General features: G+C 54.2%; 17 protein-coding genes. 12 read left to right on the forward strand and 5 right to left on the reverse strand.

The annotated features are described in order from the left end of the window. Positions 1-43: 43 nt before the first annotated feature. Entirely contained in the window at positions 44-1,372 is a 1,329-nt protein-coding gene (gene purB / locus ACZ1HV_RS26375; protein ID WP_298960095.1) for an adenylosuccinate lyase, read from the reverse strand. Between the two features lie 152 nt (positions 1,373-1,524). Between purB and ACZ1HV_RS26380 the strand changes: the two genes are divergently transcribed. Further along, a complete protein-coding gene (locus ACZ1HV_RS26380; protein WP_298818263.1) occupies positions 1,525-2,007 on the forward strand; it encodes an NUDIX hydrolase in 483 nt (160 codons plus the stop codon). A gap of 6 nt (positions 2,008-2,013) precedes the next feature. Here the strand turns inward: ACZ1HV_RS26380 and ACZ1HV_RS26385 are convergent, their stop codons facing one another. The 4 genes from ACZ1HV_RS26385 to ACZ1HV_RS26400 all read right to left on the reverse strand — a co-directional run bounded on the left by ACZ1HV_RS26385 (position 2,014) and on the right by ACZ1HV_RS26400 (position 6,367). Continuing rightward, complete coding sequence (locus ACZ1HV_RS26385) at positions 2,014-3,624, reverse strand: APC family permease (RefSeq protein ID WP_472716801.1); 1,611 nt, start codon at positions 3,622-3,624, stop codon at positions 2,014-2,016. Positions 3,625-3,795: 171 nt separating this feature from the next. Next, on the reverse strand, positions 3,796-4,467 hold the full coding sequence (rpe, locus tag ACZ1HV_RS26390; protein ID WP_298818265.1) for a ribulose-phosphate 3-epimerase: 672 nt from the start codon (positions 4,465-4,467) through the stop codon (positions 3,796-3,798). Between the two features lie 117 nt (positions 4,468-4,584). Beyond that, complete coding sequence (locus ACZ1HV_RS26395) at positions 4,585-5,355, reverse strand: DUF2259 domain-containing protein (protein ID WP_472716802.1); 771 nt, start codon at positions 5,353-5,355, stop codon at positions 4,585-4,587. A gap of 61 nt (positions 5,356-5,416) precedes the next feature. Then, a complete protein-coding gene (locus ACZ1HV_RS26400; RefSeq protein ID WP_472716803.1) occupies positions 5,417-6,367 on the reverse strand; it encodes a sodium:proton symporter in 951 nt (316 codons plus the stop codon). 133 nt (positions 6,368-6,500) lie between these two features. Here ACZ1HV_RS26400 and ACZ1HV_RS26405 point away from each other — a divergent pair, with 133 nt between their 5' ends. The 11 genes from ACZ1HV_RS26405 to ACZ1HV_RS26455 all read left to right on the forward strand — a co-directional run bounded on the left by ACZ1HV_RS26405 (position 6,501) and on the right by ACZ1HV_RS26455 (position 16,782). After that, positions 6,501-7,769 (forward strand): NAD(P)/FAD-dependent oxidoreductase, encoded by a 1,269-nt coding sequence (locus ACZ1HV_RS26405; RefSeq protein ID WP_472716804.1) that lies wholly within the window; start codon positions 6,501-6,503, stop codon positions 7,767-7,769. 204 nt (positions 7,770-7,973) lie between these two features. Then, positions 7,974-8,276: a PepSY domain-containing protein gene (locus ACZ1HV_RS26410; RefSeq protein WP_298818272.1), complete on the forward strand. Its 303-nt coding sequence runs from the start codon at positions 7,974-7,976 to the stop codon at positions 8,274-8,276. 185 nt (positions 8,277-8,461) lie between these two features. Further along, complete coding sequence (locus ACZ1HV_RS26415) at positions 8,462-8,980, forward strand: helix-turn-helix transcriptional regulator (protein ID WP_298818274.1); 519 nt, start codon at positions 8,462-8,464, stop codon at positions 8,978-8,980. A 126-nt stretch (positions 8,981-9,106) separates the two neighbouring features. Beyond that, positions 9,107-9,385, forward strand: coding sequence for a PepSY domain-containing protein (locus tag ACZ1HV_RS26420; protein WP_298818276.1), 279 nt, complete (start codon positions 9,107-9,109; stop codon positions 9,383-9,385). Positions 9,386-9,637: 252 nt separating this feature from the next. Further along, positions 9,638-11,005 (forward strand): ABC transporter substrate-binding protein, encoded by a 1,368-nt coding sequence (locus tag ACZ1HV_RS26425; protein WP_472716805.1) that lies wholly within the window; start codon positions 9,638-9,640, stop codon positions 11,003-11,005. Positions 11,006-11,072: 67 nt separating this feature from the next. Beyond that, on the forward strand, positions 11,073-11,249 hold the full coding sequence (locus tag ACZ1HV_RS26430) for a hypothetical protein (RefSeq protein ID WP_472716806.1): 177 nt from the start codon (positions 11,073-11,075) through the stop codon (positions 11,247-11,249). A 297-nt stretch (positions 11,250-11,546) separates the two neighbouring features. After that, entirely contained in the window at positions 11,547-12,374 is an 828-nt protein-coding gene (locus tag ACZ1HV_RS26435; RefSeq protein WP_472716807.1) for a carbohydrate ABC transporter permease, read from the forward strand. 5 nt (positions 12,375-12,379) lie between these two features. Next, a complete protein-coding gene (locus tag ACZ1HV_RS26440) occupies positions 12,380-13,210 on the forward strand; it encodes a carbohydrate ABC transporter permease (RefSeq protein ID WP_472716808.1) in 831 nt (276 codons plus the stop codon). Beyond that, positions 13,210-14,268 carry an ABC transporter ATP-binding protein gene (locus ACZ1HV_RS26445; RefSeq protein ID WP_472716809.1) on the forward strand — a complete coding sequence of 353 codons (1,059 nt, stop codon included), beginning with the start codon at positions 13,210-13,212 and terminating at the stop codon, positions 14,266-14,268. The genes ACZ1HV_RS26440 and ACZ1HV_RS26445 overlap by 1 nt, the downstream gene beginning before the upstream one ends. Next, positions 14,265-15,767: a glycerophosphodiester phosphodiesterase gene (locus ACZ1HV_RS26450; RefSeq protein ID WP_472716810.1), complete on the forward strand. Its 1,503-nt coding sequence runs from the start codon at positions 14,265-14,267 to the stop codon at positions 15,765-15,767. Before ACZ1HV_RS26445 ends, ACZ1HV_RS26450 begins: the two co-directional genes overlap by 4 nt. Further along, entirely contained in the window at positions 15,760-16,782 is a 1,023-nt protein-coding gene (locus ACZ1HV_RS26455) for a LacI family DNA-binding transcriptional regulator (protein WP_472716811.1), read from the forward strand. Before ACZ1HV_RS26450 ends, ACZ1HV_RS26455 begins: the two co-directional genes overlap by 8 nt. Positions 16,783-17,164 lie beyond the last annotated feature (382 nt).

A 17,164-nucleotide genomic window follows, 5' to 3' on the forward strand; every position in this document is an offset into this window, starting at 1 on the left:
CACGTGGCTGTGACCCGCTTGCGTTCCAAAAACTCGGCCTGGCCTATGCTTCGCCGAACACCCGTTCGAAAATGACGTCAACATTTTTGGTGTGGTAGCCAAGATCGAAGCGGTCGCGGATTTGTTCTTCAGACAAATAGCTGCGCACGTCTTCGTCGCTCAGGAGTTCGCTGAGGAAATCGACAGAAGCGGCCCCGGCGACCTGGTAGCTGTCCCAGACCTTCATTGCGTTGCGCTGAACCAGACGGTACGCGTCCTCGCGGGATGAGCCAGCCTGGGTCAATGCGAGCAAAATGCGCTGGGAGTGAACAAGACCGCCCAAACGATCCATGTTTCCAATCATGCGCTCCGGGTAAACCATCAGCTTGTCGACTACTCCGGTGAGGCGGGCCAAGGCGAAATCAAGCGTGATTGTCGCATCCGGACCGATCATGCGTTCGACGGAGGAATGCGAGATGTCGCGTTCATGCCAAAGGGCAACGTTTTCCATCGCCGGAATGGAAAAGCCGCGCACAAGTCTTGCCAAACCGGTCAGGTTTTCGGTCAGAACCGGATTGCGCTTGTGCGGCATTGCCGATGAGCCTTTCTGGCCCTTGGAAAAGAATTCCTCAGCTTCCAGCACTTCTGTTCTCTGCAGGTGCCGGACTTCGGTCGCAACGCGTTCAATGGAGGACGCGATTACGCCAAGCGTAGCGAAATACATGGCATGCCGGTCACGCGGGATGACCTGCGTCGAAACGGGCTCAGCTTTCAGACCCATCGCCTCCGCAACGTGCTCTTCCACGCTTGGGTCGATATTGGCGAATGTTCCAACAGCGCCTGAGATGGCACACGTGGCGATTTCTTCACGCGCCGCTTCAAGACGTTTCTTGCAGCGGTCGAATTCGGCATAGGCTTCCGCCATTTTCAGGCCGAAAGTTACCGGTTCTGCGTGGATGCCATGAGAACGGCCGATACAGACGGTTTCCTTGTGTTCCATCGCCCGGCGCTTGAGCGCTGCAAGCAATGCGTCCATGTCATCCAGCAGGATGTCGGTCGCCTTGACCAGCTGAACATTGAAGCAGGTATCCAGCACGTCTGACGATGTCATGCCCTGGTGCACAAAGCGTGCGTCCGGACCGATGATCTCGGCCAGGTGGGTCAGAAATGCGATAACGTCATGTTTCGTTTCACGCTCGATCTCATCAATACGGTCGATGTCGAACGTGGCGCTGCCACCCTTTTCCCAAATGGTCTTGGCTGCTTCCTTGGGGATCACACCCAGCTCTGCCAGCGCATCGCACGCATGGGCTTCGATCTCGAACCAGATCCGGAATTTCGATTCCGGTGACCAGATTGACACCATGTCAGGGCGGGAGTAGCGCGGGATCATCGCAGGCAGGACCTCATTTTCAAGGAATATGGCGCCGGAATAGCAGAGGGGGCGGCCCCTTCAATGGAGACAATCGGATTTTGCTTGCAGGTCGGGGGACAATGTGGATTTTACCGTTCTGAAAAGCTGCAGTCAGAACTGAGGAGAACGAGATGGCGATCTGGCGACCGGCTAACGCCATATCCGTGAAGGCGCTCGCGCTTATCTGGCAGGACGATGCATTGTTGATGTTTGACGTCCATGACGATGCGGGGCGTGTCAAGGGCATGCGCCCGCTCGGCGGAACTGTCGAGTTCGGCGAACCTTGGCGGGATGCGCTCCAACGCGAGTTCCTGGAGGAGCTTGGTGCCAGGATCGATCTGCTCGACAGCCATTTCGTGATGGAAAACATCTACGAGCATCACGGTGTGCTCGGTCACGAGATCGTTTTTCTGTGCCACGCTCATTTCGTGGACAACAGTTACTACAGGAAAGACACGATTGCGTTTGAAGAGAGCGATGAGACCGTCGCCACAGCCAAATGGATAACGCTGGAGGAGCTGGACGCCAAACAGCTGGAACTCTATCCCACAGGATTGAGGGAAAGGCTGGAGAAGCCGAAAAACGTGCTCAAATCGGGGCGCCTTTTCAGCTGACTGGGATCAGAACTTGAAATCTGAGCGCTCGGCTGGTCCGTCTTCCGGATTGTCGTATTCAGAGAATTCGTCCAGCTCTTCTTTTGCCATGTAGTAGTCGAACTTTTCCTTGGTGAGCCGCAATCGAAAGGCATAAACGAAAACGGCCCCGGAAAGCAGGCCAACGGCAAGAATGTCCGGCCCGACCGGTATGACGTCGGAACCACCCCCAAAAGAGCCGAGATAGGACAGGGTGAATAACCCGATGATGAAGGGGGCAAGCCACTTTGCTTCACGCCAGTCCAGAGTTTCAAATCCCAGACGACTGCCGCGATAGACTAGAAGAACCAGGCCCAGGAAAAGGCAGATGCTGAGATGCAGCATTGTGTTCCAGCCGCTCCAATAGATGATCAGGCTGGCGATGATAAAGGCCAGACAGCTTGTGATCGGCGCGGCAGGCAGCACAAAAGCTCTGTGCGCGTCAGGAAGCAGGCGGCGGAAAGACAACACGGCGACCGGTCCGACCACGAAGGAAAAAACGATCGAGGAGGTATTGAGCGCCAGGATTTCCTTGAATGGCAAGGCTACAAAAAACAAGGATGCCACGGCAAAATTCACCAGCAGGGAAAACAGTGGCACCCCACGGTTCGACAGCGTTTCCATGAATTTCGGGAACAATCCGTTTTGAGCCATAGCAAGGCCCAATCTTGCATTGGATCCCACAGAAACAAGAGCTGAGGCAAAGCTTGATATGCGGGCGCTAGTATCCAGAATGCTGACAACCCAAAGAGCGCCGATCGCCGTGGCCAGCGCCGCCAGCGGGCCCAATTCGCCCGAGAAATGAAGTTCCGGCCAACCTTTTTGTAATTGCGAATGGTCCAGCGCCCCAAGAAATGCCAGCTGCAGTCCGCCATAGATGATCAAACAAATGATCAGACTGAAAACGAGCGCCAGTGGAATGTTCACTTTGGGGTTTTTGGCCTCGCCCGCCAGGTCGATGACATGGCGAAAACCAATCAGCGCAAAAATGACGCCGCCTGTGGAGATGGCGGATAAAATGCCTTTGAGGCCCTCTGGTGCAAAACCTCCATATTCGCTGAAATTGGCAAAGCGGAACTCGGAAGTCAGAATGACCGCAGCAAGAGACAGCGGGACAATGATCTTGATCCAGGTTAGTGCCGTGTTGACCCTGGCAAAAAATTTGACGCCGAATGCATTCACGACTGTGAAGATCAGCAGCAGCAGACAGGCAACGGCAAGACCGACCGCCGACAAGTCGCCGTCGTGCGCATAAAGCCAGGGGGCGGTGCCCTTGGAATATCTCAGAACGGCTTCCACTTCGATGGCCGCTGCGGTGTTGTATCCAACCCATGCCGTCCATCCCATGGTCATGGAGACGACAGAACCGTGCGAAAAGTGCGGCACCCGGCCGATTCCGCCCGCGACCGGCAGAATTGTAGCGATTTCGGCGAATGTTGCAGCCAGCAAAAGCATGGAAATTCCGCCGATCAACCAGGCGATCAGGGCAGATGGCCCTGCAGCCTGTGCAGCCAGCAGCGGTGCGAAGAGCCAGCCGGATCCCAATATTCCGCTGATCGCGACAAAGGTTAGACCAAGCAGGCCAATGCTGCGTTGCATTTGCGCCAAGATGATTCCCCCAATCTTAGGCCTTCAAGGACCTTAACCGAGGAGTTGGCGCAACGGATAGACGGATGATGCAAGTTATGGGGACTATTTTAACGAGCAGGTGTGCCGCTCTACCTGCAACTTTTTCACAGCCAGAATTGGTTTCGAAAAGCTCAGTTCCACTCAGGCGTTTGTCGCCGACGTTCTGATTGCAGAAATATTCTGCGAATAACTCTCAACGGAACCGCCTTTGAATACTGCGGAACCGGCCACAAGAACATTGGCGCCAGCAGCGGCAACCAGTGGTGCCGTCTCAGGGGTTACGCCGCCATCGATTTCAAGGTCGATTGGCCGGTCTCCAATCATTTCCTTGATACGGCGGGTTTTTTCGACCTGCGATCCGATGAATTTTTGCCCACCAAAACCGGGGTTGACCGTCATGACCAAAATCAGATCCAGCCGATCGAGTACATATTCCAGAACGCTCTCGGGTGTTGCCGGATTTAGAGACACACCAGCTTTCTTGCCGAGGCTCCGGATGGCCTGAAGGGACCGGTCGAGGTGCTTAGTTGCTTCTGCGTGTACGGTGATAATGTCCGAGCCTGCCTTTGCAAAAGCCTCCAGATAAGGATCACACGGCTCAATCATCAAATGGGTGTCAAAGATCTTGTCGGTGTGGGGCCGCAATTTAGCGATGACATCCGGACCAAAGGTAATGTTGGGAACAAAATGGCCGTCCATGACGTCAAGGTGGATCCAGTCGGCACCGGCCTCGACCACGTCACGGACTTCCTGACCAAGCTTGGAAAAGTCGGAAGCGAGGATTGAAGGAGCGATTTTGATGTCGCGCGGCATGGCAGTCTCCCAATCAAGCCAGGGGTTTCCCCCGGCCGGAAAATGTCTTTGAAGCCGCGCTAGCACTTCTGCTTCGCATGAGCAAGCCAGCTGCCGTCGCTCAATCGGTTTAGACGCTCACAGACGTCCGGTAATCGCCAGATATCTTCTGTCCGGGCCCTCAAACCCGAGGCTGTCCATCTGAATAAGTATCGCGAAGACAGGCGGTGCTTCGTCGGGAAAATGCGTGACAATCCGTTCAATGCGGTAGCCGAGCGGGCACTTGCGGCTCTTTGGAACACTTGCATCATTGTTCAAGGTGCGGGCAACGCCGTTATGGAGCATCTCAAGACGGAAGCCCTTGGTTTCAGCGCCATAGGAAGCACACTCGCCGGAGGGCAGCGGATATTCGGTAAGGGTTAGGCGAATGGCATTTTCTTTCGAGGCAAGAAACTCACGCGGTGCTACGAGCATGTTATGCGGATCGGAATTTAGTTCCGTACGCGGATTGAAGCCAACGGTTCTGCCCTTGCCCGCAATGCCTTGGGTTTTCAGAAGTTGCTGAGCGGCCGCCCGGTTTTTTGCGCGCGTCTCGTTGAGAGCGGCATCCGCAGCATCCCCAAGATCAATGTCGACATCGTCCCGCAGCCGAAAAGGCGAGGGCTTCACCCAGCTGTCGCCGATGACATCGACCACGAATATCTCCGAATAGGGAAAGCCGGAACCATCCTGAAAGCCGTATTGCTCAAAAGCAAAAAAGTCGCCGTTCTTGGAAAAGCCAAGGAGTTGAAAATCAGCGGTGTCACCTGCCGATGCGGCTGGCACAACGAAAAGGCAGGCGAGCAGCGCCGCCAGAAAATGGCGAGCCTTGCCCCAGGGCGAAAATCTGAACCAGATGCGGTTGGACACGACATTCTCCTTACGTCTCAACACTATGTGTATTCGGACTTAAGGATAACAGACGCGGCTGTCAGGTCTGCTGCGTCACAGTTTTGGCGTTCTGCCGGCAAAATACACGGACAAACGGCTTCATCATCAAAGGAAGCATGTAGATCGGGAATTGGCCGACTGCGAACCAGAGAAATGTGAACTCTGGCAGTGTTCCGCCGAAGGCAGCCACCATCAGGCCCATGTTTCGCGTGCCGCAGGTATGGGCAATGGCGTAGGCGTCTTCCCGGCTTGCGGGAGAAAACAGCAGCAGCGTGAGCGCGATTTGAACAATGGCCAGACAAAAGGTGAGGGCGGTGATGCCTAAGGTGAACAGAGGTCTATCAATGAAACTCTGAGCAACACCGTCCATTGCTGCGATCGCGAAAAAGAGCATCAGCAGCACATTCAAGCCGCTGATATGGTTGGCGGATCTTGCGAGGCGCTCCTTGCCGGCAATTTTTCGGAACAACATTGAGAGTGCAAAAGCGCCCACAAGTAGCAGTGACAACTGCGTTGCAAGTCCCCCGACGCTCAAAGGCAGGGATGGACCGAGCATAAGTTCGCCAATGAAGGGAGCGGTAAGCGGTGTGACAATCAGCGCCGCGACCGACAATGCGAGACTGAGTGTTCCGTCGAGACCGAGAAGATAAATAAAGGCCGGTGCAGCCATAACCGGCGGTGCAGCAGTGGCGATGTAAAGAGCAAGGACTACGTCGGAGCCGTGTTCCTTGAGGCCAGAAAACTCAATAAAGGCATAAGTCAGAAGCGGTGCGCCAAGCATCATCCAAACCAGCGCAAGCAGCAAAAGGGCCGGTTTGCGTAGTCTTTGGCGAATGGCCTGTTGATCAACCCGCAAAAAGGCGAGCGTCAACAGACTAAAGACCGCGAACCCGAGATAGGGACGCAAGGTGGCAGAAAGCGCTGGCAAGGCCATGCCGATGAAAATGGTCACAGTGAGAGCTGCCGATCCGTGGCGGCCAATCCATGCCAAAGCTGCCCCCAGCGGTCGAGATCATTTTAGGTTGTCTCCTGAAACGTGTGTGGGCAGGCAGTCTTTGCCTCTTAAAGGATCCGGCGTTTCAACACCAGCCACAAGGTTGTGCGCGGGTGTGGCCGGGACAAAAATGACAAAGCAGGCAGGACAACTCCAGACTTTTGATGTCGTTGTACTTGGCGCCGGGATCGTCGGTGTCTCGACAGCGCTGCATTTGAGACGACTTGGTCTGGATGTTGCCTTGATCGACCGACGGCACCCGGGCGAAGAAGCGTCCTTCGGCAATGCCGGCATCGTGCAGTGCAACGGGTTCGTGCCTCATCCCATACCGAATAGGGCACTGCAGCTGCTGTCCATCCTTTTCGGACAATCGACAGCTATATCCTATGATCCGGCCACTTTGATCCGACTGGCGCCCTGGCTGCAACGCTATCGACTGGCCAGCAGTGGACGGGGCATGGAAACCTATTCCCGTGTCATGGCGCCCCTGAGAGCCCTGGCGGTTCGGGAACATCTGGATATCGCGTCGACGACCAATGCCGACCGGTTTTACCGGCATGGAGGCTGGCTGCATCTGTTCAGAAGCGATGCTTCGTTCCAGAAAAGCGAAAACGAACGCCACTATGCGCGTGTCTTCGGTGTGGCCTTTGATGAACTTACATCTGGTGAGGTGACGGCCCTTGAACCGGGCCTGAAGGCTCATGGCCTTAGAGGTCTGCATTGGACGGACAGTTGTTCGGTGTCCAGTCCGGGCGCGGTTCTCGATGCTTTCTGGCGCGGCTTCGTGCAGGAAGGCGGCAAGTACTTCAGGGGAGATGCGAGAGCGCTCAAACGTCAAAGCGGCGCTTGGCATCTGGAGGTCGAACGTGGAACCATTTCGTCCGCCAACGTTGTTGTTGCCCTTGGCGCCTGGTCACAGGATGTCTTGAGCCGGCTTGGTGAAGACTATCCGCTGGTGGCCAAACGCGGCTATCATATGCATTACAGGCCCGCGCATGGAGCGGGCCTTTCCAGACCGGTGGTGGATGTCGAAAACGGATTTGCCCTGACACCGACTGATAACGGCATACGCCTGACAACAGGGGTCGAGCTGGCACCGCGCGATGCACCTGCCAACCCGGCCATTATCAAGCGCGCCAGACGGCGTGCCGAAGAGCTTATCCCGCTGGGCAGGGAACTTCTGGAAAAGCCCTGGCTTGGAAGCAGGCCATGTTTGCCGGATTCTATGCCGATTGTCGGCGCGTCTCCGCACACACCGGGTCTCTGGCTCAATTTCGGCCACGCGCACGACGGCTTCACGCTTGGTCCCGTTACCGGGCGGCTTTTGGCCTATATGATCGTGGGCAAGACACCTTTTCTGGATCCATCTGGACTTTCTGCAAGCAGATTTGCCGAATAAGCTCGAATTCTGGCCTTTAAACCTGTCCTAATCCTGCGCCGCAAAGCCGTAAACCTTGGTTGATGGGCCGGTTTATAAGCCTTTGAGCAATGGTGGTTGAGACGCTTTCGAGGCCAGATGGCGGCCAGCCGACGGGCACAGCGTCGGTTGCTTTACCCCGATCCAATCAGTCCCCTTCTTTTTCCAATCAGAGGAACTTGCATCATGTCCCGGCATTCGAAATCCGTCCTATTCGCCGTCATCGTGACTGCCAGCTTTGCACTGCCTGCAAGCAGCGCTTTTGCCGCCGTCACCGTTGGCGACAAGGTCGGAACGACCGAAGAAGACATTCGGGCGGCCCTTACAGAGGAGGGCTACGTTGTTGAAGAAATAGAGACAGGCAACGGTGAGTTTGAAGCCGAGGTCTCAAGAGACGGCCAGGAGATCGAAGTCGTTGTTGACGGAAAATCGGGCCTCATTCTGGAAATGGAACTGGAAGAGGACGACAAGGACGAAGACGAGGACTGATCAATCCTGCGCCTGCCCCGGTCGGCTCGACCAACCCACCGGTCGGCCGGGGCTCGCTTGCATTTTCTCTGTTTCAGATGCCGGCAAAAGTCGTCTCCGCCAGTTTGACGGGGCCTCGCAGGCACCTTAGGAAACTGGCCGGAGATCCGTTCGCCGCTCGGATCGGGAAGCTTGTGAGGAACTCAATGCCGCCTTTCACCAGCTGGAAAACCGCCTGGCCCTGGATGCTGTTCGGTTTGCAGTCGCTTTGCGTTGTTTATCTGGTCGTCGAAGAAGCTGCAGATTATCTGTGGGGAGAGATGCCAGGTGGGCTGATTGAAAACGACCTTCTGGAAAACCTGGTTATTGCCGCTCTCGTAGCGGGCCTGGTGGCGTCCGGATTTGAGATCAGAAAAGCCATGACACGCCAAAAAAGACTGGAACAGCAGATCAAAGCCGCCTCTGGTGCATTCGCCAATCTGATGGAAGAACACTTTGAATCCTGGGGTCTGACGCCGTCAGAATGTGATGTGGCACTATTTGCACTGAAAGGGTTTTCGATCGCAGAAATTGCAAATATGCGCAAAACAGCGGCGGGAACCGTCAAGGCGCAATGCAATGCGATCTACCGCAAGGCAGGCGTGAGTGGCCGGCCGCAACTTTTGTCGCTCTTCATCGATGAATTGCTTCATGGCGCACTCGTTTCTGAAAAGGCGCCGGCGTAATCGTCCTTTGGGCCGAACGGTCAAGGTGCCTTCATGACCGAAGTTTAATTAGGTAATTCCAACAAAATTCCCATTTCGTCTCTCAATCCCGGTGGTTCGGGGCACATTGACAACTGGAGAGACGAAATGAACATCGGAAATCCCACTCTGAAAATGGGCGTTCTGGCATCTGCCGCGGCCATTTGCATGAGCACCGTCGCGCTCGCCGACATCCGCCAGGGCGACAAGATCGGCCTTTCTGTTTCCGACATCGCCAAAAGCCTGGAGCTCAACGGCTACGAAATCCGGGAAATTGAAGTCAAGAACGACCGCATCAAGGCAGAAGTCACCCTGGAAGGCGACCGGCTTGAAATGAAGATCGACCCGAAGTCCGGACTTGTGACCCGCGTTGAAGATGACGACTGATTGAGCTGAGCTGAGCCGGGGGCGCGCGAGCGTTGAGTGTTATTTTGCGCGGCCCACTAGCGTTTCTGCCGTGTCTCGGGAATGTCTTTCCCGGCCCTTAAAACGATCAGGTTTTCGGTCCCTGATTTCAAAATCGAATATTGTCATACAGTCGTTACTTGAGCTCACTAGGTTGCGCTTTGCACACGTGTGCAAGTTCAACACGGAGCAAGCCCGGACAATGGCAGCTCCAAGGTTTCAGGCGAGACTCAGATGACCACTCTTGTTTCAAAACTGCGCCAGTCCACCGCGGCTGCCGTACTTACGCTCGCGGCCACAGCCCTTTCGGGTGCAGCCGTTGCCAAAGACGTTACGATAACCGTTTGGGCTGGCGGCTCCAACGACAGTGATGCATACCGCTGGGAAGCCATCGAGATGGCTGCAGACATTCTGGAGCGGGAAGCAGCAATCGAAGGCGAAGAGTTAAACATCACCATTGAGTCCAAGGGCCAGTTTGGCAATTGGCAGGAATTCAAGCAGGCTGTCACGCTTGCAGCTGAAGCAGGTACTGCTCCAAACATCGTCGTCACATCTCATCTTGATATCGCTCCCTGGTCGGAAGCTGGCTATATCGTACCTGTTGAGGAATATCTCGACCTCGACGCATGGCCTTTGAACGACATCTATCCAAACCTTTTGGAAATCGCAGCGTTTAATGATGTTCAGTGGGGCCTGCCGCAGGATGCGGAAAGCCGCCCATTCTTCTTCTGGAAAGACACCATGAAGAAGATCGGCTACAGCGACGAAGACATCGCGGCATTGCCGGCCAAGGTCGAGTCCGGTGAATACACTCTTCAAAACATACTGGAAGATGCAAAAAAAGCCGTCGACATGGAAGTTGTCGAAAAGGGATACGGCTTCTACCCGCGTCCTTCCAATGGCCCGGATTATGCTCAGTTCTATCAGTCCTTTGGCGGTGAACTGATTGACAAAGAAACAGGTAAACTGGTCCTTGATAAGAAAGCCATGGAAGAATTCTACCAGTTCTTCGTAGACGCGGTCGCAGCTGATGTGACGCGTAAGAACCACCTCGGCACTGACTGGGGACAGTGGTACAAGGAGGTCGCAAACGGTAAGGCAGCGACTTGGCATGGCGGTACCTGGCACTTTGGTCGCTATGCACAGGAAGGGAACCAGGATTTCTGGAACACCATCGAGTTTTCGCTCATACCGGCCGGTAACGAAGACGGTCGCGCAAACACCATCACGCATCCGTTGGTCTATCTGATAACCGACAACGCGAATGATGATGCGGAAGAAATTGCGGCGAACCTTGTGAAAATCGCGTCCGAGCCGCGCATCAATTCCCTTCATGCCATTCAGTCAAACCACCTCGGCATATCCAGGCAGCAATCCAATATCGAGCTTTATGCCAACAACCGTTGGGCAGACGAAGCGACCAAGCGTCTCCTAGGCCATGCAAATGCACAGCCGATCCATGTGAACTATGGGGCCTACTCCGAAGCCCTATTCAAGGGTCTTGAGGCGGCCTGGACCGGCACAAAGTCACCGGCTGAAGCCGTTGAGGAAGTCGAAGTTCAGATGAAGGCCACACTCGGCGACGAACTGATCATTCGCTAATCCTCAGGGAACTGGAAGGGATGAAAGGGGCGGGACTGCCCCTTTCAACCTCTAAGGGGAGCATTTCATGCAACGCTCGAGCTGGCTTGGTCTGGCGTTTTTGTCGCCAGCCCTGATAGTCGTTCTTTTGTTTTTTTTGATGCCGGTAATCCTTACGGGCATATTTGCATTCACCAACATGAGCACAGCGACGGGCGTGAAGGGGGAAGTTACGTTCTTAACGCCAGCAGCCTTCGCGCATTGACTGATGCAGGTCTGCCGGACGTGACGCGCAGCCAGATTGAAAGCGCGGGATACCGGGTCGATGAGAGGGGGCTTGCAGCTTTAGCTGAAGCCCATGGTCAGGCAGTTGCTGAAGAATTTTCGAAAAATCATGCTGGAGAAGTTTTTACCAAACGCCGCGATGTAGAGCGGGCATTGAAAGACCTCAGCAGCAATCCGATCCGGAAAACAAGAGACCGCAAAGCCGCCGCCGATCTGTTCAAACGCTCAATCCTAAATCAGCGGTATGAAACACTGGATGCTTTTGAAGCTGCGTTGAATGAAGCAGGAATTCCGAAACCGGATCGGCCGCTTATCAGCGAAATTGCCTATACGGGGTGGACTTGGACAACCGCAAATTTTGATTTGCTGCTTTCGCTTGATCTCGACATGGCAATATGCCAAAAACACCGGCATCTATGTCACTTTCACACTGGCATTCAACGTAGTCTTCGGCCTGTTTCTGGCTATCACAACCTTTTATCTTCCTGCGGCGCAGGCAACCACTTTCCGCGCAATCTGGTTCCTGCCGCGCATTCTGCCGCCCGTGCTCTACATTGTCATGTGGCGCTGGTTCACCTGGGATACCGGCTTCATCTCGACAGTTCTCTCCGGCTTCGGTGTTTCTTCTAAGAACTGGATGCTGGATACCGAGTACCACGCCTGGGTGACCGTCATCTTGATCAATGGGTTTGTCGGCGCATCCATGGGCATGATTGTCTTTTCTTCCGCGATCCGGGCGATACCTGCTTCAATGCTCTATGCGTCCGAAGTCGATGGTGCGAGCCGTTGGCAACAGGTTTGGTACATCATTCTGCCGCAGTTGCGCTGGCCGATCCTGTTCATCACATCCTACCAGACAATGTCGCTGCTGACCTCGTTTGAATATATCTACCTGTCTACGGATGGCGGCCCTGGTGGATCGACGGAAGTCTGGGCGCTCGCTGCTTTCCATACTGCACTCAACAACTATGGCGGCAATCTGCAATACGGCCTGGGTGCAACCTATGCGCTCCTTCTGGTGGTCATTGGCGTGTTGGCGAGCCTGTTCTATCTGCGTCTGTTCAATTTCAAGAACTTGCTCACAAAGCCTCGGATTGAAGGATAACGGGCATGAAACACAATTTCAGAAACTGGCCTGTTCTATTGGTCCTTTTCATCTTCTCACTGCCTCTCTTAATCATGCTGACCTTTTTGGTTGTAGACACGTTCACGACCAAGGTCCCAGGCACGCTTGTCCCAAATGCGTTCACGTTGCACCACTTCCGGTTTTTGTGGACTGATTTGGATGACGGCCGTTGGGGGATTTACGGGGTCACACTGAACACGTTCATCTTTGCAGCAAGTACCGCCGCTGTTGTTACCGCGATTTCAGTGATGGCCGGTTATGCGCTTTCAAGGCTGAGTTTTCCTGCCCGCGGCTTTTTCCTCGGAAGCCTGATCGTGCTGCATGCCTTTCCAACAGTCACCCTGATCATTGCAATCTTCCTGATCCTCCAGATCCTCGGGCTCTACAACACCTTGATCGGTGTCATCATCGTCAAGACGGCGCTGGAACTTCCGTTCGGCATCTGGGTCATGAAAGGCTTTTACGACACGGTTCCCTGGGAAATCGAAATGGCGGGTGTGCAGGACGGCGCGAGCCGCTTCACAGTCTGGTGGAAACTCATCCTGCCTCAGGTTCAACCGGGTTTGATGGCAATCCTGATATTCTCGTTTCTGTCAGGCTGGTCAGAATTCGTCCTGCCGATGGTACTCAATCCAGGTACGGATGCGCAGGTTCTATCCACTTATCTAGCGACCCTCTTATTGGATACCAACGCGAACTCCGACTTCAATCTGATCTCTGCCGTTGGTTTATTTTACGCCCTCCCGGTCGTGATCATCTATCTGATTTTCCAGAATAAACTCATGAACATCTATGGCGGAGGCACGAAGGGCTGATGCGTATCTCGATCACAAATTTCACGAAGACCTTCGGCGACACCACCGTCATCAAGGACATGTCGCTCGAAATCGAAAGCGGTGAGATGCTGGCTCTTCTCGGTCCATCCGGTTGCGGCAAGTCCACAACGCTCTTCTCGATTTGCGGTATCCATCGAATGAACACCGGCAGGCTGCGGTTTGGCGACAAGGATGTGACCAAACGGCCGCCACAAGAGCGGAACGTTGGCGTCGTCTTTCAGAACTATGCGCTTTATCCGCACATGGATGTTCATGCGAACATTGCCTTTCCGCTAAAAGTTCGCAAAGAACCGAGAGCCGAGATCGATCGGAAGGTCCTTGAAATTGCCGCCCTTGTGCATATCGAGGAGTTGCTACAGCGCAAACCTTCCCAGCTTTCAGGCGGCCAACAGCAACGTGTGGCTCTTGCTCGCGCACTGGTGAGAAAACCGGATATTCTCCTTCTGGATGAGCCGCTCGCGAATCTGGATGCCAAGTTGCGTCTGGAAATGCGGTCAGAAATTCGTCGGATACAGCAACAAACCGGAATAACCGCAGTCTTGGTCACACACGATCAGGTCGAAGCCATGTCCATGTGCGACCGGATCGCGCTGATGAACAAAGGCGACATTGTCCAAGTGTGCAAGCCGAAGGAAATGTATGACAACCCGGCTTCCGACTTTGTGGCAGGTTTTCTAGGCAATCCGCCAATTGCGTTTTTGGACGGGATCGCGAATGACGGAGAAATCCGGCTCGCAAACTCCGAAGTCGCGTTGCGCCTTCCCTCCAATGTCATTGATCTTTCCAACGGCACGCAACTCCGCCTCGGTATCCGGCCGGAGTTCTTCCAGCCGGAAAATGATATGAAGGTCACCGGCAAGGTGAGTTTCGTAGAAACCCAAGGGCGCGAAGATCTTTTCGATGTCACTCTCACAAACGGGGCCGTCTTGAGATCCATTCAATCCCGCGGAGGGGAAATCAAACTTGGAGACGAAGTGACCTGGGGTATCTCAAGAGAGCACATTCTCGCCTTTGGGCCGGGTGGTGAACGCCTTTGACACAAAATGAGATATCGCTGATCCACATCAACAAAAGCTGGATACACGACAAGGCGTCCTGGCCACTTTCGATTGCGCATCGAGGAGCCAGCGCTTACGCCTTCGACAATACACTGAAGGCGTTTCAGCTTGCACATGAGCTGGGCGCCGACATGTGGGAAGTGGATATCCGGCTGACCTCAGATCGTGTCCCCGTTGCGTTTCACGACGAAACTTGTCTCGACGAGGAGGGGAAAGCACAGCGTGTCAGCGATCTGAGCGCCGACAAGCTGCAAGATCTCGCCGCAAAAAACCATCGCGAAGTACCGAGATTTTCCGCGGTCATTGAATTGGCCGGTGTTTGCGGGGCTGGAATATATCTTGATGCCAAGGAAGCGGATGCGGCGACAATTGCCATTGAAATGCTGCTTGCGTCGCAAATGGATCGTGTGATTGTGGGTGCAAACACTGTATCGTTCGCTCGACATTTGATCGAAACAGGTTGCCCTTACCCAGTCTCGCTTCTTGTACAGAACGGGCAAGATCCGTTCTCTCTTGTTGATGCCTGTGGCGCGGATATTGTTCACCCATGTTGGGAACATGCCGGAGACCGGCCGGATCGGCTTCTCGATGCTGATTTCTTCAAAGAAGCAAAACACCGGAACCTGGCCGTGGTAACGTGGCATGAAGAGCGAAGCAAAGTCATCGAGGCGCTCTTCGACTTACCGATTCTCGGCATCTGTACAAATCAACCAGAAATGGTTTTTGACAATAAAGGCGATAGACCACTTCGTCCCGAAATCGTCTGTCATCGCGGTGCCAACGGTATCGCGCCTGAGAACACACTTTCTGCCGCCCGCGCAGCTTGGGATGCCGGATTTGATTATGTCGAGATCGATGTCCGGGAGACTGCCGATGGGCACCTGATGGTGCTTCACGATGCAAGTCTTGAAAGAACCACATCCGGCACCGGGTTTCTGAAAGACAAGAACATTTCAGACCTCGCCAATCTGAGCGCAGGGTCCTGGTTCGACGCATTCTATAGTGCTGAGAAAATCCCTGAGCTTAGTCAGATTTTGGAACTCGCGGCCTGTCAAGATGGAGGCCTTTATGTTGAACTGAAGGATGCAGATCCGGTCAAAACAGCAAGAGCGGTTCTCGCACGGTTGCCTGCGGATCGTGTTTTCTTTTGGTCGTTCAATCAGAACTTCCTTGAGACGCTCTGCAGTGAAATTCCTGAAGCACGTTTGATGGCACGCCGAGAGGATTTTGCAACACTTGAGGCATGTATATCCGGCTTTGATGCAGATGTGATCGAGTTCAATGCTCAAAACGCAAATGCGGGGGAGTTTGCAACACTTCGGCAACGTGGCAAGAAGACGATGATTGCCTATCATGGAATAGAGACGGACGTAATTGATCGGCTCTTGCGTCTCAAAGCTGACATGCTGAATGTAGACGACCCGTTCTTGGTCCGCCGCCGGGTGGCCCTCAACGAGAAAGACCAGGAATATGTCTGATCCGGTTGGCCCTAAAAGACAGGTCAACTCATTTGATGTTGCCAGACTGGCCGGGGTGTCCCGCTCCGCGGTTTCCCGCACTTTTACTGATGGTGCAAGCGTGTCCGACGAAACGCGCGAGAAGGTGACCAAAGCCGCAACCACGCTCGGCTATCGTGTCAACGTGCTGGCACGATCTCTGCACAAACAAAAATCGGACCTTGTTGGCCTCGTCGCGTCCGATCTGGACAATCCTTTCCGTGCCGAACAAATCGATCTGTTATCCAAGGGGCTTCTGCGACGGGGCTTCCGGCCCATTCTTCTGCGTGGCGATCCTGGAACGGACGTTGCCGATCTGATTGGATCACTGCTTCAATACAGTGTCGCAGGAGTGATCGTTACGTCCGACACACCATCGCAATCGATTTGCCAGGAATGTCTGGACAATGGTGTTCCCCTGGTCGTCGTCAACAAGCGCGATCCGGGCGCTCCTGTGGATCGGGTCCTGACCGACTTTGAAACCGGTGGCAGAATGGCTTTTGAACACCTTGCCAATTGCGGATGCAAAAGCCTTGCCGTTGTAACGCCAGAAAAGTCGTCTTACTCAGTCATTGGACGTGCGCTCTCCTTCGAAAGGGCGGCAAATGTTGGTGGTATTCCGGTTGTCCGGATTGCCCGAGGCACACAGACCTATCAAGGTGGTTTGGAAGCCTCCAGTTTTGTCTTTGAGCACTCTGGCGAGATTGACGGAGTATTCTGTACTGCAGACTATCTGGCGCTTGGCGTGTTAGACGGGCTTCGCCTGACACATGAACTCAAGATCCCTGAAAACCTGCAGATTGTTGGTTATGACGATATTCCACAAGCTGCCTGGAAGTCATATGACCTGACAACTTTCCATCAAAGCCGAGCTGAGCTTAGTGATGTTGCGTTGGACCTGCTTTTGACACGGATGGAAAATCCTGATGCGCCGCCACAGGTGGTTTCCCAGAGCGTGTCGCTCGTTCAACGCGGTACGACAATTGTGATCCCTTAGCAGGGACCAAAAGCTAAAACCAAGTCGCGTATTTGCCTGCGCCAACACGCTGGTTTGGTCTGCTTTCTTCCCTAGATCGAACAACACGAAACCACAATTTGCGAAATGGGCAGCCACACAAACGCAATATCTGGCAAGTTGGAAGACAGCGCAGTTTAATGTTGTTTCGTGAGTGTGGCGCAATTCACACGTGTATCGCGGCTTGGCACTTTTACCGACACTTTCAACTTGATCTGCGAAGAGTAACGGCTAGGGTATCGATGTTGCATCGTGTGCGCATACCGCGTGCGCGGACACATTCGTAAAACAGAGCAATCAGAATTCAAGAGGTCAGAATGCGTCTACTCGGTCCAAAATAGACCGACACACAGACCAAGTTCGG

This window comes from Roseibium sp. JB4-4 (genome assembly GCF_055693425.1).

Coding starts and splice junctions, on each gene's coding strand:
- ACZ1HV_RS26415 (WP_298818274.1), top strand. CDS start 8,462: ATGCCGCCTTTCACCAGCTGGAAAACCGCCTGGCCCTGGATGCTGTTC.
- ACZ1HV_RS26435 (WP_472716807.1), top strand. CDS start 11,547: ATGAAGCAGGAATTCCGAAACCGGATCGGCCGCTTATCAGCGAAATTG.
- ACZ1HV_RS26445 (WP_472716809.1), top strand. CDS start 13,210: ATGCGTATCTCGATCACAAATTTCACGAAGACCTTCGGCGACACCACC.
- purB (WP_298960095.1), bottom strand. CDS start 1,372: ATGATCCCGCGCTACTCCCGCCCTGACATGGTGTCAATCTGGTCACCG.
- ACZ1HV_RS26455 (WP_472716811.1), top strand. CDS start 15,760: ATGTCTGATCCGGTTGGCCCTAAAAGACAGGTCAACTCATTTGATGTT.
- ACZ1HV_RS26410 (WP_298818272.1), top strand. CDS start 7,974: ATGTCCCGGCATTCGAAATCCGTCCTATTCGCCGTCATCGTGACTGCC.
- ACZ1HV_RS26425 (WP_472716805.1), top strand. CDS start 9,638: ATGACCACTCTTGTTTCAAAACTGCGCCAGTCCACCGCGGCTGCCGTA.
- ACZ1HV_RS26405 (WP_472716804.1), top strand. CDS start 6,501: ATGACAAAGCAGGCAGGACAACTCCAGACTTTTGATGTCGTTGTACTT.
- ACZ1HV_RS26430 (WP_472716806.1), top strand. CDS start 11,073: ATGCAACGCTCGAGCTGGCTTGGTCTGGCGTTTTTGTCGCCAGCCCTG.
- ACZ1HV_RS26380 (WP_298818263.1), top strand. CDS start 1,525: ATGGCGATCTGGCGACCGGCTAACGCCATATCCGTGAAGGCGCTCGCG.
- ACZ1HV_RS26440 (WP_472716808.1), top strand. CDS start 12,380: ATGAAACACAATTTCAGAAACTGGCCTGTTCTATTGGTCCTTTTCATC.
- ACZ1HV_RS26385 (WP_472716801.1), bottom strand. CDS start 3,624: ATGCAACGCAGCATTGGCCTGCTTGGTCTAACCTTTGTCGCGATCAGC.
- rpe (WP_298818265.1), bottom strand. CDS start 4,467: ATGCCGCGCGACATCAAAATCGCTCCTTCAATCCTCGCTTCCGACTTT.
- ACZ1HV_RS26420 (WP_298818276.1), top strand. CDS start 9,107: ATGAACATCGGAAATCCCACTCTGAAAATGGGCGTTCTGGCATCTGCC.